The sequence below is a fragment of the Luteibacter sp. genome (assembly GCF_035539195.1).
Lineage (GTDB): Bacteria > Pseudomonadota > Gammaproteobacteria > Xanthomonadales > Rhodanobacteraceae > Luteibacter.
Genome location: NZ_DATLIW010000015.1, coordinates 25,328 through 47,283 on the forward strand (window position 1 = coordinate 25,328; position 21,956 = coordinate 47,283).

At 65.3% G+C, this 21,956-nt stretch carries 19 protein-coding genes; 10 read left to right on the forward strand and 9 right to left on the reverse strand.

What is annotated here, in order from left to right:
* Nucleotides 1–41: 41 nt before the first annotated feature.
* Nucleotides 42–3,494 (forward strand): methylmalonyl-CoA mutase family protein, encoded by a 3,453-nt coding sequence (locus tag VM621_RS04100; RefSeq protein WP_325467720.1) that lies wholly within the window; start codon nt 42–44, stop codon nt 3,492–3,494.
* 88 nt (nt 3,495–3,582) lie between these two features.
* Here the strand turns inward: VM621_RS04100 and VM621_RS04105 are convergent, their stop codons facing one another.
* On the reverse strand, nt 3,583–3,984 hold the full coding sequence (locus VM621_RS04105; RefSeq protein ID WP_325467721.1) for a biopolymer transporter ExbD: 402 nt from the start codon (nt 3,982–3,984) through the stop codon (nt 3,583–3,585).
* A 170-nt stretch (nt 3,985–4,154) separates the two neighbouring features.
* Here VM621_RS04105 and VM621_RS04110 point away from each other — a divergent pair, with 170 nt between their 5' ends.
* Nucleotides 4,155–5,003, forward strand: a complete 849-nt coding sequence (locus tag VM621_RS04110; RefSeq protein WP_325467722.1) for a DUF3014 domain-containing protein — start codon at nt 4,155–4,157, stop codon at nt 5,001–5,003.
* Here VM621_RS04110 and VM621_RS04115 read toward each other — a convergent pair.
* Nucleotides 5,000–5,224, reverse strand: a complete 225-nt coding sequence (locus VM621_RS04115; RefSeq protein WP_325467723.1) for a ubiquitin-like protein — start codon at nt 5,222–5,224, stop codon at nt 5,000–5,002. The genes VM621_RS04110 and VM621_RS04115 overlap by 4 nt on opposite strands.
* Before the next feature lie 219 nt (nt 5,225–5,443).
* Nucleotides 5,444–6,373: a peptidylprolyl isomerase gene (locus tag VM621_RS04120; RefSeq protein WP_325467724.1), complete on the reverse strand. Its 930-nt coding sequence runs from the start codon at nt 6,371–6,373 to the stop codon at nt 5,444–5,446.
* 103 nt (nt 6,374–6,476) lie between these two features.
* Between VM621_RS04120 and VM621_RS04125 the strand changes: the two genes are divergently transcribed.
* Nucleotides 6,477–7,175 carry a GNAT family N-acetyltransferase gene (locus VM621_RS04125; protein ID WP_325467725.1) on the forward strand — a complete coding sequence of 233 codons (699 nt, stop codon included), beginning with the start codon at nt 6,477–6,479 and terminating at the stop codon, nt 7,173–7,175.
* A gap of 7 nt (nt 7,176–7,182) precedes the next feature.
* On the opposite strand, the gene VM621_RS04130 is transcribed toward VM621_RS04125, so the two are convergent.
* Nucleotides 7,183–8,607: an aldehyde dehydrogenase family protein gene (locus VM621_RS04130; RefSeq protein WP_325467726.1), complete on the reverse strand. Its 1,425-nt coding sequence runs from the start codon at nt 8,605–8,607 to the stop codon at nt 7,183–7,185.
* Nucleotides 8,608–8,710: 103 nt separating this feature from the next.
* Here VM621_RS04130 and VM621_RS04135 point away from each other — a divergent pair, with 103 nt between their 5' ends.
* From VM621_RS04135 to VM621_RS04145, 3 genes are all read left to right on the forward strand, one after another.
* On the forward strand, nt 8,711–9,598 hold the full coding sequence (locus tag VM621_RS04135; RefSeq protein ID WP_325467727.1) for a LysR family transcriptional regulator: 888 nt from the start codon (nt 8,711–8,713) through the stop codon (nt 9,596–9,598).
* A gap of 80 nt (nt 9,599–9,678) precedes the next feature.
* Nucleotides 9,679–11,922, forward strand: coding sequence for a DUF5916 domain-containing protein (locus VM621_RS04140; protein WP_325467728.1), 2,244 nt, complete (start codon nt 9,679–9,681; stop codon nt 11,920–11,922).
* Nucleotides 11,923–11,955: 33 nt separating this feature from the next.
* Nucleotides 11,956–13,803: a glycoside hydrolase family 15 protein gene (locus VM621_RS04145; protein ID WP_325467729.1), complete on the forward strand. Its 1,848-nt coding sequence runs from the start codon at nt 11,956–11,958 to the stop codon at nt 13,801–13,803.
* On the opposite strand, the gene VM621_RS04150 is transcribed toward VM621_RS04145, so the two are convergent.
* The 3 genes from VM621_RS04150 to VM621_RS04160 all read right to left on the reverse strand — a co-directional run bounded on the left by VM621_RS04150 (nt 13,800) and on the right by VM621_RS04160 (nt 16,906).
* Nucleotides 13,800–14,990, reverse strand: coding sequence for a DUF1501 domain-containing protein (locus VM621_RS04150; RefSeq protein WP_325467730.1), 1,191 nt, complete (start codon nt 14,988–14,990; stop codon nt 13,800–13,802). The genes VM621_RS04145 and VM621_RS04150 overlap by 4 nt on opposite strands.
* Before the next feature lie 8 nt (nt 14,991–14,998).
* Nucleotides 14,999–16,507 carry a DUF1800 domain-containing protein gene (locus VM621_RS04155; RefSeq protein ID WP_325467731.1) on the reverse strand — a complete coding sequence of 503 codons (1,509 nt, stop codon included), beginning with the start codon at nt 16,505–16,507 and terminating at the stop codon, nt 14,999–15,001.
* 99 nt (nt 16,508–16,606) lie between these two features.
* On the reverse strand, nt 16,607–16,906 hold the full coding sequence (locus tag VM621_RS04160) for a hypothetical protein (protein WP_325467732.1): 300 nt from the start codon (nt 16,904–16,906) through the stop codon (nt 16,607–16,609).
* A gap of 98 nt (nt 16,907–17,004) precedes the next feature.
* Between VM621_RS04160 and VM621_RS04165 the strand changes: the two genes are divergently transcribed.
* Nucleotides 17,005–17,601: a class I SAM-dependent DNA methyltransferase gene (locus VM621_RS04165; protein ID WP_325467733.1), complete on the forward strand. Its 597-nt coding sequence runs from the start codon at nt 17,005–17,007 to the stop codon at nt 17,599–17,601.
* 13 nt (nt 17,602–17,614) lie between these two features.
* Here VM621_RS04165 and VM621_RS04170 read toward each other — a convergent pair whose 3' ends face one another.
* Nucleotides 17,615–18,397 (reverse strand): CPBP family intramembrane glutamic endopeptidase, encoded by a 783-nt coding sequence (locus VM621_RS04170; RefSeq protein WP_325467734.1) that lies wholly within the window; start codon nt 18,395–18,397, stop codon nt 17,615–17,617.
* Between the two features lie 120 nt (nt 18,398–18,517).
* Here VM621_RS04170 and VM621_RS04175 point away from each other — a divergent pair, with 120 nt between their 5' ends.
* Nucleotides 18,518–20,095: a TerC family protein gene (locus VM621_RS04175; RefSeq protein WP_325467735.1), complete on the forward strand. Its 1,578-nt coding sequence runs from the start codon at nt 18,518–18,520 to the stop codon at nt 20,093–20,095.
* Between the two features lie 83 nt (nt 20,096–20,178).
* On the opposite strand, the gene VM621_RS04180 is transcribed toward VM621_RS04175, so the two are convergent.
* Complete coding sequence (locus VM621_RS04180; RefSeq protein ID WP_325467736.1) at nt 20,179–20,604, reverse strand: MAPEG family protein; 426 nt, start codon at nt 20,602–20,604, stop codon at nt 20,179–20,181.
* A 109-nt stretch (nt 20,605–20,713) separates the two neighbouring features.
* On the opposite strand from VM621_RS04180, the gene ypfJ reads away from it, so the two are divergent.
* Both ypfJ and VM621_RS04190 read left to right on the forward strand, forming a co-directional pair.
* The gene (gene ypfJ / locus VM621_RS04185) at nt 20,714–21,586 is read left to right on the forward strand and encodes a KPN_02809 family neutral zinc metallopeptidase (RefSeq protein WP_325467737.1); all 873 of its coding nucleotides are present in this window, start codon (nt 20,714–20,716) and stop codon (nt 21,584–21,586) included.
* Between the two features lie 12 nt (nt 21,587–21,598).
* Nucleotides 21,599–21,955, forward strand: coding sequence for a YkgJ family cysteine cluster protein (locus VM621_RS04190; RefSeq protein ID WP_325467738.1), 357 nt, complete (start codon nt 21,599–21,601; stop codon nt 21,953–21,955).
* Nucleotide 21,956: the final 1 nt, after the last annotated feature.

Genomic DNA, 21,956 nt, shown 5'->3' on the forward strand with positions numbered 1-21,956 from the left:
GGCGGGTTCCCCACCGCAGTCGATCCTTCCCCGGAGTTTCCATGAGCTCGCAGCCCAAGCACGTCCCCGCCAGCCACACCGACGCGGAGGCGACGCCGTTGCGCTTCGTCACGGCGGCGAGCCTGTTCGATGGCCACGACGCGGCGATCAACATCATGCGTCGCATCATCCAGAGCCAGGGCGCCGAAGTGATCCATCTGGGTCACAACCGCTCGGTGGAGGACGTGGTGCGCGCGGCGCTCCAGGAAGACGCCGACGCCATCGCCCTGTCGTCTTACCAGGGCGGTCACGTCGAGTATTTCAAGTACATGGTCGACATGCTGCGCGAGCGCGGCGCCGGTCATATCCGTGTGTTCGGCGGCGGCGGCGGTACGATCACGCCCGAAGAGATCCGCGAACTCCAGGCCTACGGCGTGGAGCGCATCTATCACCCGAACGACGGCATGAAGCTCGGCCTCACCGAGATGATCGAAGACGTCATGGCGCGGACGCGCGCGGCCGCCAGCCAGCGGGTCGAGGTGGCGCCGGCGGCGGCGTCGGTGGAAGACGAGATCTCGATCGGCGCCATGCTCTCGGCCATCGAGGAAGACCTGCTGCCCGAGACCGAACTCGCACGCCTGCGCAAGGAATGGCAGCTCGCCGGGAACAAGACGCCCGTGCTCGGCCTCACCGGTACCGGCGGTGCCGGCAAGTCCAGTGTGGTCGACGAACTACTGCTGCGCTTCCTGCACGCCTTCCCGGAGATCCGCATCGCGGTGCTTGCGGTCGATCCGACGCGCCGACGCAGCGGTGGCGCCTTGCTGGGCGACCGCATTCGCATGAATTCGCTGCGCAGCCCGCGTGTCTACATGCGTTCCATGGCGACGCGCCGCCAGCACGCGGCCACCTCCATCGTGCTCCACGACTGCATCGACTTCCTCAAGGCACAGGCGTACGACCTGGTCATCGTCGAGACCGCCGGCATCGGCCAGAGCGACTCGGAGATCGTCGATCTCGTCGACTTCCCGGTCTACGTGATGACCAGCGAATACGGTGCAGCCAGCCAGCTCGAGAAGATCGACATGCTCGACTTCGCCGAACTCGTGGTGCTCAACAAGTTCGACAAGCGTGGCGCCGAAGACGCGCTGCGCGACGTGCGCAAGCAGTGGAAACGCAACCGTACGGCGTTCCAGATGGCCGACGAGAACGTGCCGGTCTACCCGACGATCGCCAGCCAGTTCAACGACCCGGGCGTCACCTGGATGTTCGCCAATCTCTGCCGCCTCATGCGCGGCAAGCTTTCGTTGCCCGAAGCTGCCTGGACGCCGGATATCGACACCACGCTGCGCGAGCCGCGTGCCACCGTGTTGATCCCCGGCAATCGCGTGCGTTACCTCGCCGAGATCGCCGAGCAGGGGCGTGGGGTCAACACCGGTATCGCGAAACAGGCCGAGGCCGCCAGCAAGGCGCAGCATTATTTCGAATCGCTCAAGGACATCGGCGATGCCATGCTGCCGCGCGCGTTCGACCTGTACGATCACGACGCGCTCGGCGTCGACGGCGATCGCTCGCTGTCCACCCTGCGCCAGCGCTACAACGAGGCCGTGCGCGAGCTGAGCAGCGAAGCCATCGCGCTGTTGCGTGAGTGGCCTTCGCGCTTCGCCTCGGTCACCGACGAGTTCACCGAGTACCAGGTGCGCGACAAGGTCATCCGCGTCGAGAACTACCGGACCTCGCTGAGCCACCAGAAGATTCCCAAGGTGTCGCCACCGAAGACCAAGGACTGGGGCGAGCTGCTTTCCTTCCTCATGCGCGAGAACCTGCCGGGTTACTACCCGTACACCGGCGGCGTATTCCCGTATCGCCGTGCCGGCGAGGATCCCACCCGCATGTTCGCGGGCGAGGGTACGCCCGAACGGACCAACCGCCGGTTCCATTACCTCTCGCTGGGCGGCGCGGCCGCGCGCCTGTCCACGGCGTTCGATTCGGTCACGCTTTACGGTGAAGATCCGGCGCCGCGTCCGGACATCTACGGCAAGATCGGCAATTCCGGCGTTTCCATCGCCACGCTCGACGACATGAAGAAGCTGTATTCCGGCTTCGACCTGTCGGCGCCGTCCACGTCCGTGTCGATGACGATCAACGGTCCCGCGCCGATCATCCTCGCCATGTTCATGAATACGGCGATCGACCAGAACGTCGAGAAGTACCTCAACGAAGATCCGTCCCGCTGGGATGCCGTCAAGGCGCGTATCGCGCAGCTGTACCCCGACGGCAACCGCCCGACGTATACCGGTGGCTTGCCCGAGGGTAACAATGGCCTGGGTCTCGGCCTGCTCGGCATTTCGGGCGAGGAAGTGGTCGACGCGGAAACCTATGCGAGGATCAAGACCTTCACCCTAGCCAATGTGCGTGGCACGGTGCAGGCGGACATCCTCAAGGAAGACCAGGCGCAGAACACCTGCATCTTCAGCACCGAGTTCGCCCTGCGCATGATGGGCGATATCCAGCAGTATTTTGTCGACCACAAGGTGCGCAACTTCTACTCGGTGTCGATCTCCGGGTATCACATCGCCGAAGCTGGCGCGAATCCGATCAGCCAGCTGGCCTTCACGCTGTCGAACGGCTTCACCATCGTCGAGTACTACCTCGCGCGCGGGATGAAGGTGGACGACTTCGCCGCGAACCTTTCGTTCTTCTTCTCCAATGGCATGGATCCGGAATACACGGTGATCGGCCGCGTCGCGCGTCGCATCTGGGCCCGTGCCATGCGCGAGCGTTACGGTGCCAGTGCGCGCAGCCAGATGCTGAAGTATCACATCCAGACCTCCGGCCGTTCGCTGCACGCGCAGGAAATCCAGTTCAACGACATCCGCACCACGCTGCAGGCGCTGTATGCCTTGTTCGACAACTGCAACAGCCTGCACACCAACGCCTATGACGAGGCGATCACCACGCCGACCGAAGAAAGCGTGCGCCGTGCCGTCGCCATCCAGCTCATCATCAACCGTGAGCTCGGCCTCAACTTCAACGAGAATCCCTGGCAGGGCAGCTACGTGGTCGACGAACTGACCGATCTGGTCGAAGAGGCGGTTTACAAGGAGTTCGAAGCGATCAGCGAGCGTGGTGGCGTGCTCGGCGCAATGGACACCATGTACCAGCGCGGCAAGATCCAGGAAGAGTCGATGTACTACGAGCACAAGAAGCACGACGGCTCGCTTCCACTCATCGGCGTCAACACCTTCCTGCCGAAGGATCACGGCGGCGAGATCTCCACCGAGATCGAGCTCATCCGCTCCACGGAAGAAGAAAAGGGCCAGCAGATCGACAACGTGTTGCTCTACGGCCGCGCCCGTAACAGCCTCGCCCCGGAAAGCCTGCGCACGCTGCAGAAAACCGCACGCGAACGCCGCAACGTGTTCGAACAGCTGATGGACGCCGTAAAGAACAACTCCCTCGGCCAGATCAGCCACGCCCTATACGACGTGGGCGGCGAATACCGTCGCAACATGTAGTTCGAACAGCTCTTGTGGGAGCCGATTCATCGGCGATGGGTGCTAGCGATAGAGCGCCGGGCGGAGATATCCCCCGGCGCGGCGCAGCTCACCGACTCACAAAATCAATCTTAGACAACCCATTCACCTTAGCCTCGGCCAGCACCTTCGCCACGTCCTCGTACGAGGCGTCGTCCGACGCGCTGATGTGAATCGCCGGCTTGTCGCCCTCTTGCGAGCCGAGGATCTGCATCTGCGTCGCCAGTGCGGCGTCGGTCACCAGCACGTGGTTCCAGAAGGTCATGCCATTGGGTTCGATCGTGATATCGATGGGTTCCTGCATCGCCGTTGGCGGTTGCGAGCCGGCCGACGGCAGGTCCACGCGTGCCTTGTGCGCGATCACCGGTGCCGAGATCATGAAGATGATCAGCAGGACCAGAAGGACGTCGACGAGCGGGGTGACATTGATGCCGGAGAAAGGGGCAGCGTCTTGCCGTGCAGAGAAAGCCATGGTTCCTCCTACAGACGATATCGATGTGGTAATGCCCTGGTGCCTGGCCATGGGGGAATGCCCGGCGAGACCAGACTAGGCGCATAACGGCCCACGGCGCAAGAGTCAATGTTGAACCATCGCTGCCGTTCGTAGTCCCATGGGGGCTTGGTTCTGCAGGAGTAGGAAAGTTGAGTAGTCAGTCAACGGGTTCGAAGTGGGTTGCAGGTTTGCTTGTCGTCGCGATTCTCGTGGTGGTCGGCATCTTCGTCTACCGCGAGAAGCAGGCGCGCGACGCGCTGAATGCGCCGGCCTTCTCCAGCAGTCCAGCCGCCTCGGCGTCGTCGACCTCGGTGCGTGACACGCCACTCGTGCAGCATCCGATCGGCCCGGCCAGCGGATCCACGGCCGCCCTGCCGCCACTGGATCAGAGCGACGACGACGTACTCGCCGGGCTGATGGCCCTGACCAGTGACGGTGCCTTGAAATCGCTGTTGCGACCGGAAGCCATCGTTTCGCGCATGGTTTCCACCATCGACGCGTTACCCAAGCAGAGCGTCGGCATGAACGTGGTGCCCCTGCACACCCCGACCGGACGTTTCCAGGTCGTTTCCGACGACGGCAACTTCGTGGCGTCGAAGAAGAACGCCGAGCGCTACGCCACCTATATGTACGTGGCGGACAGGATGAATACGAAGGCTGCGGCCGCCTGGTACAAACGCAACTACCCGTTGTTCCAGCAGGCGTATCGCGACCTCGGTACGGATGGCTATTTCAACGATCGCCTCATCGAGGTGATCGATCACCTGCTCGCCGCGCCGGAGCCGAAGGGTAATCAGCAGTTGCTTCCGGAGAAGGTCGGTTACGTCTACGCGAACCAGGGCCTCGAACAGCTGTCGGTCGGGCAGAAGTTCATGATACGCGTCGGCCCCGAGAACGAGCAGAAATTGAAGCTCAAGCTTCGCGCGCTGCGTGAGGATGTGATCGCGCGGGACGCGACCACATCCGGTCCGGAACCCGGTGGTGCGCCGGGCCGCTAGTTGGACTTCAGCACCAGTTTGACGGTGCTTCCTTCGGTGATGTTGTAGTCAGCCAGTGACTTGCCGCCTTCAAGGTTTCGGCCAGCGAAAACGAGTGTCTGGTCGTCGGGATAATGCCCCTTGACGTCCTGGAGCCTCGCCTTGAGGTCGTCTACCGATTCGTCGGGATCTACCTGAAGGATCGTCTGATCGCCGCCAACGGCGTTTACCTGAATTTTCATGCCTGTCTCCTTGGCAAATGGTGATGGCATCCTGAGCGGCTGCCGGGCTCTTTTTGGGCGGGTGCGCGTGAAAGCTATGTGATGATCCGCGGGTTTGATCGGGGAGCATCGCCGCTGAAGCGGCTCCCACATCGGGACGACGAAGACATCGAAACGACGAAGACATCGAAACGACGAAGACGTCGGGACAGGGCGCGTCCCAGCGGCGATGCTTTTCGATCAGGGCGCGGCGGGCTTCGAAGGATCGCGCACGGGCACGCCGATATTGCACAGGTCGATCTTCCCCGCCGGGCGGGTGTAGAAATCGTCCTTGCGATTGCGCTTGGCCTCGATCACGGCGGCGAAGGTCTTGCTGTCCGTGCGTAGGACCTGGATCGGCGTGCGCTGCGCTTCGGGAATGTCGGCGGCGAGGCGCACGCTCTTGATCGTCACGCGTTGTTCGGGCTTGTCGTAGAAGCCCATCGGCTCGCCGCCCCGCGGGTACGCCGCGAGGAATTCCATGCCCTTGATGACCTTACCGGCCACGGCCAGGTTGCGGTCGAGGTTACGCGGGGCCTGGCCGATGATCGCGTAGAGCGAGCTGCCGTTGCCGGTTTCGGCGCCGACATCGCGCGCGACGCCGACCGTGCCGTAGCAGTGGGCGATCCATGCTTCGCCGGCCTTGGCGTCGCGGGCCACGGGGAAGCCTTCGGAGAAGCCCACCTCCGGTGCATAGACGTCGCCGTCCGGCAGCCTGGTGAAGGGAATCGCCTTGCCACCCAGCTTGCGCGTGAACTCCGGTGTGAGCGTCTCCTTGGCGCTACCCAGGCTCTTGGCCTTTTTCTTGTCGTCGCCATCGGGGTCGCCCCACTGGGTGACGAAGTTATCCTGCACGCGGATCACCTGGGTGCCGTCGAAATAATGCTCGCGGATCAGCGTGCGGATGTTGGCCGCATGTTCCGGCGACCAGTCCTGGGCCAGTTCGATGATGACCTGGCCCTGCGGCAGGTCCATGTAGACCAGGTTCTGCGGGTCCGGGGTGCGCCATTCGGCGGGGGTGGACTTGGCCAGCAGCTCCTTGGCCGTGGGCGTGTGCGCCTTCTTCGCCTCGTCGGCAACGGCGGGCATGGCGAGGGCAAGGGCGAGAGCAAGGCAGGTGCGAGCGAGCATGGGATCCCCGGATTGAGTACGAACCGGGAGAAAAGTAGCAGAGCCGGTTGTAGTGCGCTCGGGTTGAGTCCCATGATGTGTCATTCGTCATCCGAAGGCAGGCATGGATCCCTCCGTACTCGATAACCCGCTGTGGTACTCGCTCGCCGGCGAGCACGCGGCGCTGGCGCGGCGATCGGGCGATGCGCTCTGGTATGGCGACGCCTATGCACCCTTCGTCGCGGTGGCGAGCCGGGCTGCCCAGGTGATCGACGACCCCCGGCTGGAGGGACGCCGTTATTTCCTTGGCGTGGCGCCGAAGGTCTTGCCGGAGCGGTGGCTGCGCGCGGCGCCCGACGCGGGCCATGCCGTCCCGGATACGTTGCAACTCGTGCGCTCGCTGGACGCCCCTGAGCTGGAGACCGAGGAAACGGTCTCCGTGCTCGGCAACGAACACCGCGAGCGCATGCGAGCCCTCACCTCGCTGGTTTACCCGGAGTTCTTCCGCGAGCACACGGCGTCGCTGGGCACCTATGTCGGCGTGCTGCAGGAGAACCGGCTCATCGCGATGGCCGGCGAGCGGATGGCCGTCCCGGGCGGGCGCGAGATCAGTGCGGTCTGCACGCACCCGGAGTTCGCCGGGCGCGGCCTGGCGCGCGCGCTTCTCGCGGCCCTGGTGAACCGCCACCGCACCCAGGGGCTGGTTTCCTTCCTCCACGTGTCCGCCGGTAACGAAGGCGCCACGCGGCTCTACGAGAAGCTCGGCTTCGTCCATCGGACCACCTTGACGCTGACCGCCGTGGATATCGCCAAATCGCATTGAACGTCGATCAGGCATCCACGCCGAGCAGGGCCTTCGGTTCGAGATAAGCCTCCAGGCCGAAGCTGCCGTATTCGCGGCCCAGTCCGGATTGTTTGAAGCCACCGAACGGCGCCTTCGGCTCGTGCGCGAGCGTGTTGACCAGCACGCGCCCGGCATCGATGCGTGAGGCGACGCGGCGTGCGCGTGCGGCGTCCGTGGATAGCACATAAGCCTGCAGGCCGTAGGGCGTGTCGTTGGCGATCGCAATGGCGTCCTCGTCGTCGTCATAGGCGATGACCGACAGCACCGGCCCAAAGATTTCCTCGCGCGCGATCGTCATGTCGTTGCGCACGTCGGTGAACACGGTCGGCCGGACGAGCCAACCACGCGAATGGCCTTGCGGACGGCCTTCGCCGCCGGCGATCAGGCGTGCGCCTTCCTCGCTACCCTTGCGGATATAGCCCTGTACACGATCCCACTGCTTGCGGCTCACCATGGGGCCGACATCGGTCGCATGGTCGGAAGGATCGCCCGAGATCACCGCGTTCGCCGCGGCGGCGATACGCGTCTCGAAGTCGGCCAACCGGGAGCGTGGCACCAGCAGGCGCGTTCCCGCGATGCAGGCCTGGCCACTGTTGGCGAAGCCTGCCATCACGGCCAGCGGTACCGCGGTGTCGAAGTCCGCATCGTCGAGGATCACGACGGGCGACTTGCCGCCCAGTTCCAGTGTCACGCGCTTGAGGGTATCGGCAGCGGCGCGGACGATACCCTTGCCCACCGCCGTCGAGCCGGTGAACGAAATCTTGGCGATGTCCGGGCTGTCCACGATGGCTGCGCCGACCACGTCGCCACGGCCGGTCACGATGTTGAACACACCGTTCGGCGCACCGGCCGCATGCAGCGCCTCGGTGACGATACGGGTCTGCAGGGCACTCATTTCGCTGGGCTTGATGACCGCGGTGCAGCCGGCGGCGATCGCCGTGGCGAGCTTGCCGCAGATGAAGCCCGCATTGCTGTTCCACGGCGTAATGAGGCCGACGACGCCTACCGCCTGCATGACCACGGTCGCCGTGCCTTTGCGGCGTTCGAAGTCGAAGTGCTCGAGCGTCTCGATCGCGTCGAGGAAGACGCTGGACGCATGCTGGACCATCCAGCGCCCACGCTTGGCCGGCGCACCGTATTCCTCGAGCACGGCGGCGAAAAGTTCGTCGCCACGCGCTTCGATGGCCGCATGCATCCGGCGAAGCAGGGCGATGCGCTCGGCCACCGTCGTGCGGGAGAACGTCGGGAAGGCGCGCTTCGCCGCGGCGATGGCGCGGCGGGTGTCTTCCTCGTCGGCGAGACGGACGGTCCCGATGGCTTCCTCGGTGGCCGGGTTGAACAGCGCGAAGCGTTCTTCGCCATGTGGGGTCACAAAGGCGCCATCGATATAGATCTGGTCGATCGTGTGCATGAGGGTGTCCGAGAGGGGGAGGGTTTCGATGGAAAGGATGGGCGCAAAGGATTAGCCTGATAAGCAGGACAAAACCGGATAAGGCATGAAGCAGAGGCGGACAATGCGATCGGGACTCACGGAATTCGAGGCGGTTCTCGCGGTGGCCCGCCTGGGCAGCTTCCGTGCGGCCGCGGGCGAGCTGGAGATGTCCACGTCGGCGCTTAGCCAGTCGGTGGCGTCGCTGGAAGCTCACCTGGGCACCCGGCTATTCCACCGGACCACGCGCAGTGTTCGCCTCACCGAGGCCGGTGAGCGGTTTGTCGCCGACCTAGCCCCGGCCGTGGCCGGCATCCGCGATGCGATCGTCCGCGCAGGCGACGACGCGACCACGCCCAGCGGCACCCTCCGGCTCAATTCGTCGACGGGCGCCGCGCGCTCGTTGATGCTGCCTTTCCTCATCCCTTATCTGCAGCGCTACCCGAAGGTGCACCTCGATCTGGTCACCGAAGAGCGGATGATCGACATCGTCCGCGAGGGTTTCGACGCGGGCTTCCGCACGCTGGACACAGTGCCCGGCGACATGATCGCCGTGCCCTTGGGTTCGCCCATTCGCTTTGCCGTGGTCGGTTCGCCGGCGTATTTCGCGACGTACGGCCGTCCAGACGCGCCGACGGATCTGGGTCGGCACCGCTGCATACGCGCACGCATGCCGGCCGGACACATCTACCGCTGGGAGTTCGAACGCCACGGCGAAGCGATCAGCATCGATGTCGAGGGCCAGCTGACCCTGAGCCAGACCGACCTGATGCTCGAGGCGGCGCGTGCCGGCCTCGGGCTGACCTACCTGGCCGAGTTCCATGTGTCGAACGATCTCGCGGCGGGCACGCTCGAACGCGTACTCGACGACTGGACGCCGCCATTCGACCGCCTGTGCCTGTATTACCCAGGCAGGCGCCACGTGCCCGCCACACTCCGCGCGCTGATCGAGCTGATCAGGGAGAGCGGCTGAGCGCATGGGCCATGGGTCATGGCAAACCCTTGCGAGACGGCAGGCATCCTATCCGCAAGATTCCACGTCCCGGATGACCCATGCATCGCCGCTTCGCCCTGTTCGCCACACTTTGCCTCGCGGCTTTCTCGGCCCATGCCGAGGTGACCATCGATGGTCACATCGACCCGGCGGAATGGGCCGGCGCGCAACACATCACCGACTTCCGCGACACCCAGCCGAAGACCGGCAAGCCGGGCAGCCAGCCCACCGAGGCCTGGGTGCTCTCGACGCCGAAGGGCTTGGCGGTGGCCATCCGTGTCACCCAATCGGCCGACATTCCGCGCTCGAGGCAGCAGACGCGCCGCGACGAGGACGCGCTGGTCGACCGCATCAATGTCATGGTGGATTTCGATGGCGACGGCCGGGTGGGCTACGACTTCGAAGTCCGCTCCATGGGTGGCGTGGCGGATGAGGTGATCACCAACGAATCCGACTTCAGTTACGACTGGGACGGTCGCTGGGACCATGCAGTCAGCGAGGACGCCGAGGGCTACTCGGTCGAGATCCTGATTCCCTGGTACATCGCGCCGATGCGCCGGGCCGACGGCGGTAACCGCCACATCGGCCTGTACATCGATCGCGTCATCGCCGCGACCGGCGAGCGCATGGCCTGGCCGGCGATCGCGTTCGACCAGGGACGGTTCCTTTCCAGTTTCCAGAAAGTGTCGCTGCCGTCGTATTCGCAATCCTTGTTCGCGGTGACGCCTTACGTGGTCGGCCGGGTCGACCGTGCCCACGGGGGCGCCTCGTTCCAGGAAGGTGCGGACATCGTGTGGAAGCCGAACGGGCAGACCCAATTGACGGCGACCATCAATCCGGATTTTGGCCAGGTCGAGAGCGACGACCTGGTGGTGAACTTCTCGCCGGAAGAAACCTTCTTCACCGATAAACGCCCGTTCTTTACCGAGAACCAGGGCATCTTCGACTTCAGCCTGCTCGACGATTACTCGCAGCTCGTCTACACGCGGCGTGTGGGCGGCGAGTCGGACGACGGCCATGGGCCGGCGGATATTTCCGCCGCGGTGAAGGTCAATGGCAGCGTCGGCGACACCAGCTACGGCATCCTCACCGCGCAGGAAAAAGGTGACGACGGCCGTACCTTCGGTGCACTCCGCCTCACCCAGACCGAGGGCACGCAGACCTTCGGCATGCTTGCCACGCGGGTGAACCATCCCTACCTGAACCGCGATGCCAACGTGCTCGGCTTCGATCATCGCTGGCAACCGAGCGAAACGTTCACCGTTACCAGCAACGTGGTCGGCAGCAAGATCGACCAGCCACAGGCGAACGCGTCGGGGCTCGGTGCGACCAGCATCGTCTACTGGGAAATGAACCCGGTATGGAGCCAGCAATGGCTGGGCATGTACTTCGGCCATCGGCTCGATATCGACGACTTTGGCTACCTGCCGCGCAACGACATGGAATACCTGCACTGGGAAGTGCGTCGGCGCGATACCGATCTGCCTGCGGATTCCGCGTATGCGTCGCATCTTTGGCGCTATCGCGTCTCGGCTCAGGACAACACCGAGGGCCGGCGCATCTCCCGCCGCTTCCGTATCCAGCGTGACAGCCGGCGTCGTGACGGCGGTGACGAAGAGTGGCGACTCGATGCGTTCACCGCGGCCTACGACGACCTGCTCACGCGCGGCGGCAACCCACTGCACACGCCGCCGACCGCCAAGCTCACCTACCAGCGGGAGAGCCCGCGCATCGGCCACTGGAGCTGGAAGGACGAGGGGTTCATCGGCGGCAACCAGCTCACGGGATATCACCGTCTTTCCTATTACTTCAAGTTCACGCCGACCTACTTCATCACCGACGCTTTCAGCATCTTTGCCGGCGCAAGCTACGAGTGGGATCCGAACTGGCTGATCTGGCAGGACCGGGGCGGGCAGGTCTCGAACCTGGTCGGTTCGTACGACGGCCGCACGGTCGGTATCGACAGCGGGGTGAACTGGAATTTCGGCAACAGGCAGGAATTGCGCGTGAAGCTGCAGACGCTGGCCGTCGGCGCGAAGCTGCGCCAGGCCTACGAGATCAGCCCCGAGGGACGGGCGATACCCACCAGCGAGCACGTCGACGGGCTCGGCGTGGCCAACCTCGGCTTCCAGATCCGCTACCGCTATGAGATCGCGCCGCTGTCCAACCTTTATATCGTCTATAACCGCGGTGGCTACGAGGAAGACACCGAAGATACGGTGGGTTCGCAGTTTCGCCGTGGCTTTGGCCTGAAGGATGTGGAAGAGGGCCTGGTGAAGGTGGCCTACCGGCTCGAGTTCTGACGTTCTTCACGCGGGCTGTGGCATTCCTGCGCGATGCCAAAGGCCCGTAGCCCGATCGCCCACGCACCGAACAATCCCGTCCCCGGCCGGAGCATCGGCGAGCACGGCATCATCGGCAATCTCGATACCGCCGCGCTGGTCGCCAGCGATGGGACCATCGACTTCATGTGCTGGCCGCACATGGACAGTCCGACGGTGTTCGCAGGACTTCTCGATCCGGAAAAGGGCGGCGAGTTCAGCGTGACGCCCAGCCTCGCGGACGCGCGCACGATGCAGTTGTACGTGCCCGAAACCAATATCCTCATGACACGCTGGATGGCGGTCGCGGGCAGCGTTGAACTCACCGACTTCATGCCACACCCGGCGACCGATCCACGCGTGCCGCTTAGCGTGCTGCGCTGCCTGCGTGTGCCGCGTGGCAGGGTGCGGATTCGCGTGCATTGTCGCCCCCGTCTGGGCTACGCGAAGAACGTGCCGCAGGTCGAAGCGTATGGCGAGACGGTCGTATTTCACGACGGACCGCAATCATTACGCCTGGCTTCCTCCGTCCCGGTGATGATCGACGACGACCAGGGCGGCGCACACTCGGAGTTCGAGTTGGGGCCCGGCGAAGAGGTCTGGTTCGTCCTCTGCGACGAGGCGCACGATCCGCTCGATGCGCTCGAGTGCGCTGCCGCGTTCAACGAGACCGCCGAGGCCTGGCGTCGCTGGACGCGCAAGTCCAGCTATCGTGGGCGCTGGCGCGAGCGTGTCGATCGCTCGGCGCTGGTGCTGAAGCTGCTCACGTCGCACCGTCATGGGTCGGTGGCCGCGGCTGCGACCTTCGGCCTGCCCGAGGCCACCGGCGAAGGACGTAACTGGGATTACCGGGCGACCTGGATTCGCGATGCCTCGTTCACTGTTTACGCCTTCATGCGGCTGGGTTACATCGAGGAGGCGGAGCACTTCCGCCGGTGGATCGAAGCGCGGCTCGGCGATCTGGACCAGCGGTCGGCACTGCGCATCATGTATGCGATCGACGGCGGCGAAGCGGCGGACGAGGACGTCCTCGTCCATCTTGCCGGGTACGCCGATTCAAAGCCGGTACGGATCGGCAACGCGGCGCGCAGCCAGACGCAGCTGGACATCTTCGGCGAGCTGATGGACAGCCTCTACCTCGCCAACAAGTACGGCCGGGCGATCAGTCGCAGCGGTTGGCTGCACGTGGTTCGCATGGTCGACCATGTCATGCGCCACTGGAGGGAAGCCGATGAAGGCATCTGGGAGATTCGCGATGCCGAGCGTGAGTTCCTCCACTCGCGCCTGATGTGCTGGGTGGCGCTGGACCGTGCCGTGCGGCTGGCCAACAAGCGTTCATTGCCCGCGCCGATCGTCGAATGGGCCGCGGAACGCGACCGCATCGCCGAAGATATCTGGACTCATTTCCGGCATCCGCGACACGGCTATTTCGTCCAGTCCAAGGGAGGCACCGACCTCGACGCCTCGCTGCTGATGATGCCGCTGGTCCGCTTCGTTTCCGCCACGGATCCGGTCTGGCTCGATACCCTGGACGCGATCCGCGACCAGTTGACCGACGACGGCATGGTGTTCCGGTATCGCAACGACGACGGACTGGAAGGCGGCGAGGGCGCATTCACCACCTGCACGTTCTGGTACGTCGAGTGCCTGGCCCGCGCCGGTCGCCTGCACGAAGCGCGCGAGATCATGGCGCGCGGCGTGCTTTACTCCAACCACCTGGGGCTGTTCTCCGAAGAGTTGAGCCTTCGCGGCGATCCGTTGGGTAACTTCCCCCAGGCATTGACCCATCTGGCCTTCATCAGCGCGGCGTTCTACCTCGACCGCCAGCTCACGGACCCGGACGGGCAGACCTGGCAGCCCTAGACGAGCTGCAGGTCCCGAGGCTTCGCGCCGGGGAAGACCGTGGCGAGGTCCGCATCCGACAGGCCGTAGGTGCGGCGCATGAGTCCACCCAGCAGATCGCGATAGTTGTTCAGCACAGGGTAGTCGCGATTCTGCAGCAGGCTGGCCGCATTCACCGCCACCTGCTGGCCGGCGACGCGGCCGCCGTTGACCTTGCCACCCAGTACCCAGTACGTGGTGCCGTGCCCGTGATCGGTGCCCTTGTTTCCGTTCTCGCGGAAGGTGCGGCCGAACTCGGAAACCACGACCACCACCGTCTTGTTCCATTCCGCCTCGCCCAGTCCGTCGGCGAAACTGGCCAGGCCCTGGCCCAGCTGGTCGAGATTGTTGGCGAGCTGGCCGTCGGCGCCACCCTGGTTCACATGCGTGTCCCAGCCGCCGACATCGACGAAACCCAGGCGGAAGCGATCGCGCATGAGCGTCGCCATGCGCTGGCCCTGTTGCGCGAAGCCCCTCGCGTTCACGGCGCCGCGGCTGGCCGCGACCATTTCGGTCTGCAGATCCTGGGCCACCTCCTGGCGAAGTTGGAGGCCGTCGGTGGCGGCTGCCTGCAACGATGTGCCCTGGTACATGCTGGCCAGGATCTTCGATTGACGGTCGTCGAAAACGGCCTTGCCGCCGCCCTTGAGCGAGATATTGGGGATGTCGCCGGCACCGCGGAAACTCAGCGGCAGTGCATCGGTGAACGCGATCGGCGGCGAGCCGCGCAGCACGCCGGAGAGACGGCCCATGAAGCCCGAACTGTAACGGCGCGCGTCGCCGGCTTCACCGGCCTCGATGTTGTCCTGCGTTTCAAAGTGGCTGCGCGAAAGGTCGTCGGTGCCCGAGAACGGAACGAAGGCGAGTTGACGCTTATCCCATAGCGGCCCCATGGAGGCGGCGAGCGCAGGGGTGAGACCCCAGTTGGCGTCGAGTGCGCGCACGGCCTTCGGATTGCCGGCGTCCGGCCTGGCGAGCGCGATGGTGGGCCGCGATTCGTAATAGAAATCGCTGGAATAGGGCACGAGCATGTTGTTCGCGTCGTATCCGCCACGCAGGAAGACCAGCAGGAAGCGCGGCGACGAGGCGGGCGCGGCGAACACCTTGCCACCGAGCATGAGCGCGGGAACGGCAGCGGTGGCGGCGAGCAGGAACTGGCGGCGATCCATGGCAGGCCTCAGCGGTAGTTGAAGTCGGGGGACGAGAGCAGGAAGGTGTTCCATTCCTGCTGCGAGGTGGCCTGGGTGAGCGCGTCGCGCGTCTTCTGCGCCAGGAACGGATCGATGGTGGCGTAGTACGTGGGTGTGGTCAGCTGGGGAAAGCCGCCGCGTGTATGCGTACCTGCCTCGTCGAGGTCGAACAGGTGGTTGGCGCCGCTGCCGATCGACCGGGCGATCTCGAAGCGTTTGGCCACCTGGCCGGAGCTGGACCATTCCGAATCGTTCGTCGGCCAGCCGTCGGGGGTGATCCTGCCGAACGGTGCCTGGCCGAGCTGGTTGATCCAGTTCACCAGCGGGCGTGGGTTCGACACCGGCTTGCCGTCGTAGGCCAGGCGCATGGTCGAGACCAGGAATTGGGTCGGATCCTTGTAGCGCTTGCCGAGCGACGCGGTGAACTCCTTCGAGCTCAGCATCGTGTCCATCACGGCGGCGATGTCGCCGTCCGTGCGATGGAACGTCTTCGCCATCGCCTTGACGAGCGAGGGCGGCGGGTCGTTGGCGACGAAATACCGCGCGAGCTTGGTCGAGACGAACGTGGCGCAAGCGGGTTGGCTCACGATCAGGTCGACCGCCTTCTCGACTTCGTCGAAGCCACCGCCCTTGATCGATTGGCCGAGGAGCGTCTTGTCGCTGAAGTCGTGACGGTTCGGATTGAACTCGAACACCCCTTCCTGCACGTAATAGGCCTGCATATCGGGCTTCAGTTTGCGCGGTTGGCCGTCGAAGTTGACGCCGACGCCGGTGAGGATGCGCGCGAGGTTTTGCACGTCGTCCTGGCTGTAGCCACTGCCCACGCCGAGCGTATGCAGTTCCATCAGCTCGCGTGCGTAGTTCTCGTTGATCTTGTCACGGGCGTTCTGGACGTTGTCCAGGTACTCGAGCATGGCCGGGCTTTTCAGCGTGGCCATGACCAGGTCGCGGAACTTGCCCAGCGCATGCGGGCGAATGGTGTTCTGCGCGTAGTCGGCGACGACCCAACGCACGCGGCCCTTCGGCTGGAATACGCTGAAGTGGTTCAGCCAGAACCAGACCATCTGCTCGCGCAGCTGGTTCTCGTCGTAGATGGCGTAAAGCAGCTCGGACGCCTGCGCCTGCTGCGCGTATTCGTTGCCTTGTTTCTGCAGCGCCTGCTTGGCCGCCTGCTTGGCGTCGCCGTCCGGCATGGCGTTGATGTCGCGATACTGGTCGCGTATCTGCGCCACCAGCGTGGCCATGGGTGTTTTCATGACATCGAAGCCGTCGATCTGCGCGCGCACGTCGGCGGGCAGGCCATCGGTTTTCGGGTGAAGCTGATGGTCGAGGAAGCGCCGCCGACCCAGGTCGCGGTAGCTGGCGAGGGTGGCGGAATCGATGCCGAAGGTGACCCGGTCGAGCCAGGCGACGTCTTCCTTGGACAGGGCGTCGTCGCGCGCCGCGGCGGGCAGGGCGACAAGGGCAAGCAATACGGCGGCGGCCAACGCTCGCATGGAACCTCCGGCTTCGGTGGGACGTCCACCTTAAACGGCAACGAGGGCCGAAGGTTTACCCCTGCCTGACCGCAGGAACTTGCTGGCGCTGCCTTGGGTTCACATTTCGATTTCGTCGTCGCCGATGAATTCGATGGCGGCTTCGCGGCTGCCGGCGGTTTCCTCGGCAATCTCGCGCACACGCTCGCCGACCTTGTCGTTCGGCACTTCGACTTCGACGGTAAAGGTGCGCGAGCCGACGTCGTCGGACAATTCGCTCGAGCTGGAGTCGTCGCGGACGCCCATGCCGAAGTCGTCGATCTCTTCGACGCGTTCGACGCGGTCGATCCCGTGGATGGCGTTGACCACGTCGTCGAAGATGTCACGGTCGCCGGTGATGCGGAGCTGGATGCGGGGCATGGGGTTCTCCTGGATCGATGACGTCCGATGCTGGCGCCGGGCATGTATGCCCGAAGTGTAGGCCCGGCTAACATGGGATTTTTCGGCGCCGACATCCCATGCCCAAGACCTACGACCAGGCCTACTTCGACAAGTGGTACCGCAGCGTCGACCATGCCGTCGGCTCGCCCGCCGAGCTCAACCGCAAGGTTGCCATGGTGCTCGGCCAGGCCGAGTTCTACCTGGGTCGCCCGGTACGCAATGTCCTCGACATCGGCTGTGGCGAAGCTCCCTGGCGCGCGGTATTGCGTCGGATGCGCCCCGGCATCGTCTACCGCGGACTGGAGGCCAGCGAATACGCCGTGGCGCGTTACGGGCGTTCGCGCAATATCGGCTACGCCCGCTTCGGCCAGCTCGCCGAACTGCGCTTCGATACGCGCTTCGACCTGATCGTCTGTACCGACGTGCTGCATTACCTCAAGCCGGCGGAGATCCGCGCGGGCCTGACCGGCATCGGCGAGATGCTCGAAGGACTGGCCTTCCTGGAGCTCTATACCCGCGAGGACGATCCCGGCGGCGACCGCGAGGGCTTCCTGTCGCGGCCGGCGCGTTGGTATCGAGCCGCCTTCAACGAGGTGGGGCTGCTTCCCGTGGGCTCCCAGTGCTACGCCGGACCGCGACTGGCGCGCAGCGTGGCGGCACTGGAGACGCTCTAGCCCTCCCGCTGCCTCACGTTGCCATGAACCAGCCGGCCGCCGCCAGCGCGTTGTTGGCGGCGTGTGCGACGAAGCCCGGCCAGATGGACCCGCTGCGTACGCGCAACCAGGCGCAGAAGACGCCGACGAGGATCAGGTTGGGCACGGCGTACCAGAGCCAGTCCAGATCGGGCAGGTGCACCGCGCCGAAGACGATGGCCGAGATCGCGATGGCCCAGTTGTCGCCCAGGCGGGTTCGCAGTACGGACAACAAGGCGCCGCGGAACAGGAGCTCTTCGACCAGCGGCCCGACCACGACCACCACCGGCAGCAGGGCCACGCGCATGCCGACATGGGCGCGGTCGGCGATGTCGGTCACCGTCTGGCTGACGTCATGGTCGCCGGCCAGGAACTGGGTGAGCAGGCCGCCGAGCAGGGGCGCCAGGATGCCGAGCGCCGTACCGATCGCGACGTAGCGGCCCGAGGGCGCGGTGAATCCGAGGCCACCGGCGCCACCGTCGACCGTTTTTGCCGCCCAGCGTCGCACGATCCATGTTACGACCACCCCCGCGGCGCAGAGGAGGGTGAGGATCACCACCACGATCAGGCGATCGGGCTGGTCCGGTACCGCGTTGGGGAAGGTCCGGGCAATGAACTGCGAGGTGCCGCCGAACGCGCCACCGAAGCCGGCCTGCAGCGCGAAATAGGCGAGGATGGTCAGGGCGGTCTCGATCGTCCCCGGGGCCCTGGCAGGGAATCGGGGGGGCGAAGGGGAGGTGTCCAGGGGCGTGGAGGCGGGGGAGAGATCGTGAGGCATAAGCCACCGTAGCCGACGGGCCAGACCATCGCAACGGCGCTTCTGGCACAGACCGTCATGTGCCCCCTGTATAGTGTTGCGTCCCTTCCGGAGGAAACCGGGCGCCCCTCGCGCCGACCCATGTTCGCTTTCGACTGGCTTGCCGACCCATCGGCCTGGGCGGGTCTTCTCACGTTGATCGTGCTGGAGATCGTGCTCGGTATCGACAACCTCGTCTTTGTCGCGATCCTCGCCGACAAGCTCCACGCCCGCCAGCGCGATCAGGCGCGGCTCATGGGTCTCGGCCTCGCCCTGGTGATGCGCCTGTGCCTCCTGGCCGCCATGTCCTGGCTGGTCACGCTCACCCAGCCGTTGTTCAGCTGGAACGGCTTCGGCCTGTCCTGGCGCGACCTCATCCTCGTGATCGGCGGCGCCTTCCTGCTGTTCAAGGCCACCCTGGAATTGCACGAGCGCCTCGAGGCCGACGACGGCAGCGACGGCAAGGCCGCGCGCCGTGCCAGTTTCTGGCTGGTGGTGGCGCAGATCGTCATCCTCGATGCCGTGTTCTCGCTCGACTCGGTGATCACCGCCGTGGGCATGGTCGATCACCTGTCGATCATGATGATCGGCGTGGTCATCGCCATGGGCCTGATGATCACCGCGAGCAAGCCGTTGACGGTGTTCGTCAACGCGCGCCCGACGATCGTCATCCTCTGCCTGTCCTTCCTGCTGATGATCGGCTTCAGCCTGATCGCGGAAGGCTTCGGCTTCCACATTCCCAAGGGTTACCTCTACGCCGCGATCGGCTTCTCGATCATGATCGAGGCGTTCAACCAGACCATGCGACGCAATCGCCGCCGCTCGCTGCTGGTCGGCGGTCGGATCATGCGCGACCGCACGGCGAAGGCGGTGCTGCGCCTGCTCGGCGGCGCACCCGACGACGAAGGCGACAACGGCAAGAGCACACCGGCCACCGAGACCGCCGATACCGGGGTGTTCGGCAAGGACGAACTGGAAATGGTGCAGGGCGTGCTCGACCTGTCACAGCGGCCGGTCCGTTCGATCATGACGCCGCGTACGGAAATCGTCTGGGTCGACCCAGGCGAAGACCTGCCGACACTGCTGACCGAAGCACGCGAGTCCCCGCATCACTGGATGCTCGTGGCCAACGGCGACCTGGACGCGTTGATCGGCGTGGTGTCGTCGCGCGATCTGCTCGCCAGCCTCGCCGACCATGGACGCCTGGAAACCGAGCGGGTGGTGCGCAAGCCCATCACGGTGCTCGAATCGCTCAGTGTGCTGCGCCTTATCGACGAATTTCGCCGCGCACCGCTACAGGTCGCCCTCGTGGTCGACGAGTACGGCAGCATTCTCGGCCTGGTGACGCCGGCCGACGTGCTCGAAGTGATCGCCGGCGAGTTTCCCGACGAGACCAGCGAAGGCGATCCATCGGCGGTCAGCGAGCCCGACGGCGCGTGGCTGCTCGACGCCAGCCTGGACGTGCGTCGCGTCGAGCACCTGCTCGGTCATCGCCTGCCGGGCGCCAGCGACGGCAACTTCGCCACGCTTGCCGGTTTTGTGCTCCAGCGACTGGGCCGCCTTCCCAGCGCCGGCGACCGTTTCGAAACGGACGGACTGGAGTTCGAAGTCACCGCGATGGAAGGAGCGCGTATCCAGCGGGTGCGGGTCCTCGCCCTGGCCCGCGACGACGAGGATTGAGGCAGGAACCCGTGGGAGCCGCTTCAGCGGCGACAGCCAGGTTCCCGCGAACCCATCGCCGGCGGCGCCGGCTCCCACAAAGATCAGGCGGCAGCGTCTTCCGCCGGCGCGGTATTGTTTTCCATGATGGCCATGCCGATCCCGCCGGCGGCCATCAGCACGAGCGCGCCCCAGGCGATCATCGACACCAGGTAGCCCGGCCCGCGGCGCGAGGCCTCGCGCGCGTAGGCCCAGGCGTACCAGACCCGTCCGGCGAGCCAGACGATGCCGGCGATGCCAGCCCACAGCGGGTCGGCGTACTGGGCAGCCAGCCACAGGGCCGGGATGAACATCACCGCGTTCTCCAGCGTATTCATCTGCACCCGCCAGGCGCGCTCGAACGCCGGGTCGCCGGAGATCGACGGCGCCTTGATCCCATAGCGGTGACGCGCCCGGCCCACCATCCATACGGTGGCGAACATCAGGAGCAGGGTGAGCAGGGTAACGACGGCGGGGAGCTGACTGGTCATGAAACCTATCCGGAGGAGCGTATTCAGCCGCCGAGTCTAGCGGTTCTGGTCCATGCGATCATGCCGACCGTGTCTCGCTCCGGGGACACACCCATGGGAGGAGGGCGCCATGCTCTGGCAAAAAGGCCGTAGAAGCGACAACGTGGAAGACGCGGGAGAAGGCGGCGGTGGCGGAGGTCCTTCCTTCGGAGGGCGTGGCCTTGGCATCGGCGGCATCATCATCCTGGCCATCCTCGGCATGGTGTTCTACAAGGACCCCACGGCCCTGCTCGGCCAGGGCGAGCCGGGCGCGGCGCCCCAACAGCAGACCCAGTCGGCACCGCACCAGGCGGCGAGCAACGACCCGCAGGTGGACTTCGTCCGCGCCATCCTCGGCGAGACGGAAGACACCTGGGGCGAGATCTTCGCCGCCAACGGTCAGACCTACGAGCGGCCGAAGCTGGTGCTGTTCCACGGCGGGGTGCGCACCGCGTGCGGTTCGGCCTCCTCGGCGGTGGGGCCGTTCTATTGCCCGGGCGACCACAAGGTGTACCTGGACCTCGACTTCTTCCAGACGATGCAGGATCGCTTTCACTCGGCGGGCGACTTCGCCCGTGCGTATGTCATCGCGCATGAGGTCGGTCATCACGTACAGAACCTCGTCGGCGTGTTCGACAAGGTCAGCGATGCGCGCCGCCGCGGTGCGCGCCTGGAAGGTGCCAGCGGGCTTTCCGTCCGCCAGGAGCTCCAGGCCGATTGTTTCGCCGGCGTCTGGGCGAACCGCTCGCAGCAACGCCAGCAGTGGCTGCAGCCTGGAGACGTGGAATCCGCGCTCAACGCGGCGACCGCCATCGGCGACGACGCGCTGCAAGAACAGTCACAGGGCAGGGTGGTCCCGGATTCGTTCACGCACGGAACCTCCGCCCAGCGCGTGCGCTGGTTCAAGACGGGTCTCGAATCCGGTGACATCGGCAAGTGCAACACTTTCTCCGGTTCGATCTGACGCAAGCGACGTATGACCCATCCCTGTCTTCTCTGTGGCGCGTGTTGCGCGACCTTTCGCGTGGCCTTCCACTGGATGGAAACCGATCTCGCCGGCGGCATCGTGCCGTCGGCGCTGACCGAGCACCTCGACCCGCACCGGGTGAACATGCACGGCACCAACGCGTACCAGCCGCGCTGCAAGTCGCTGGTCGGTGAGGTGGGCGTCGCCGCGCATTGCGGAATCTACGAGGTCCGCCCTTCGCCCTGCCACGATCTCCAACCCGCCTGGGAAAACGGCGAGCCGAGCCCCCAGTGCGACAAGGCGCGCATCAAGCACGGGATGCAGCCGCTGACGTCGGACATGTGGGAGCCGCTTCAGCGGCGATAGT

Excerpts from the sequence above, each read along its gene's own strand:
- VM621_RS04100 (WP_325467720.1), top strand. The coding sequence starts at position 42 with ATGAGCTCGCAGCCCAAGCACGTCCCCGCCAGCCACACCGACGCGGAG.
- VM621_RS04105 (WP_325467721.1), bottom strand. The coding sequence starts at position 3,984 with ATGGCTTTCTCTGCACGGCAAGACGCTGCCCCTTTCTCCGGCATCAAT.
- VM621_RS04115 (WP_325467723.1), bottom strand. The coding sequence starts at position 5,224 with ATGAAAATTCAGGTAAACGCCGTTGGCGGCGATCAGACGATCCTTCAG.
- VM621_RS04120 (WP_325467724.1), bottom strand. The coding sequence starts at position 6,373 with ATGCTCGCTCGCACCTGCCTTGCTCTCGCCCTTGCCCTCGCCATGCCC.
- VM621_RS04125 (WP_325467725.1), top strand. The coding sequence starts at position 6,477 with ATGGATCCCTCCGTACTCGATAACCCGCTGTGGTACTCGCTCGCCGGC.
- VM621_RS04130 (WP_325467726.1), bottom strand. The coding sequence starts at position 8,607 with ATGCACACGATCGACCAGATCTATATCGATGGCGCCTTTGTGACCCCA.
- VM621_RS04135 (WP_325467727.1), top strand. The coding sequence starts at position 8,711 with ATGCGATCGGGACTCACGGAATTCGAGGCGGTTCTCGCGGTGGCCCGC.
- VM621_RS04140 (WP_325467728.1), top strand. The coding sequence starts at position 9,679 with ATGCATCGCCGCTTCGCCCTGTTCGCCACACTTTGCCTCGCGGCTTTC.
- VM621_RS04145 (WP_325467729.1), top strand. The coding sequence starts at position 11,956 with ATGCCAAAGGCCCGTAGCCCGATCGCCCACGCACCGAACAATCCCGTC.
- VM621_RS04150 (WP_325467730.1), bottom strand. The coding sequence starts at position 14,990 with ATGGATCGCCGCCAGTTCCTGCTCGCCGCCACCGCTGCCGTTCCCGCG.
- VM621_RS04155 (WP_325467731.1), bottom strand. The coding sequence starts at position 16,507 with ATGCGAGCGTTGGCCGCCGCCGTATTGCTTGCCCTTGTCGCCCTGCCC.
- VM621_RS04160 (WP_325467732.1), bottom strand. The coding sequence starts at position 16,906 with ATGCCCCGCATCCAGCTCCGCATCACCGGCGACCGTGACATCTTCGAC.
- VM621_RS04165 (WP_325467733.1), top strand. The coding sequence starts at position 17,005 with ATGCCCAAGACCTACGACCAGGCCTACTTCGACAAGTGGTACCGCAGC.
- VM621_RS04170 (WP_325467734.1), bottom strand. The coding sequence starts at position 18,397 with ATGCCTCACGATCTCTCCCCCGCCTCCACGCCCCTGGACACCTCCCCT.
- VM621_RS04175 (WP_325467735.1), top strand. The coding sequence starts at position 18,518 with ATGTTCGCTTTCGACTGGCTTGCCGACCCATCGGCCTGGGCGGGTCTT.
- VM621_RS04180 (WP_325467736.1), bottom strand. The coding sequence starts at position 20,604 with ATGACCAGTCAGCTCCCCGCCGTCGTTACCCTGCTCACCCTGCTCCTG.
- ypfJ (WP_325467737.1), top strand. The coding sequence starts at position 20,714 with ATGCTCTGGCAAAAAGGCCGTAGAAGCGACAACGTGGAAGACGCGGGA.
- VM621_RS04190 (WP_325467738.1), top strand. The coding sequence starts at position 21,599 with ATGACCCATCCCTGTCTTCTCTGTGGCGCGTGTTGCGCGACCTTTCGC.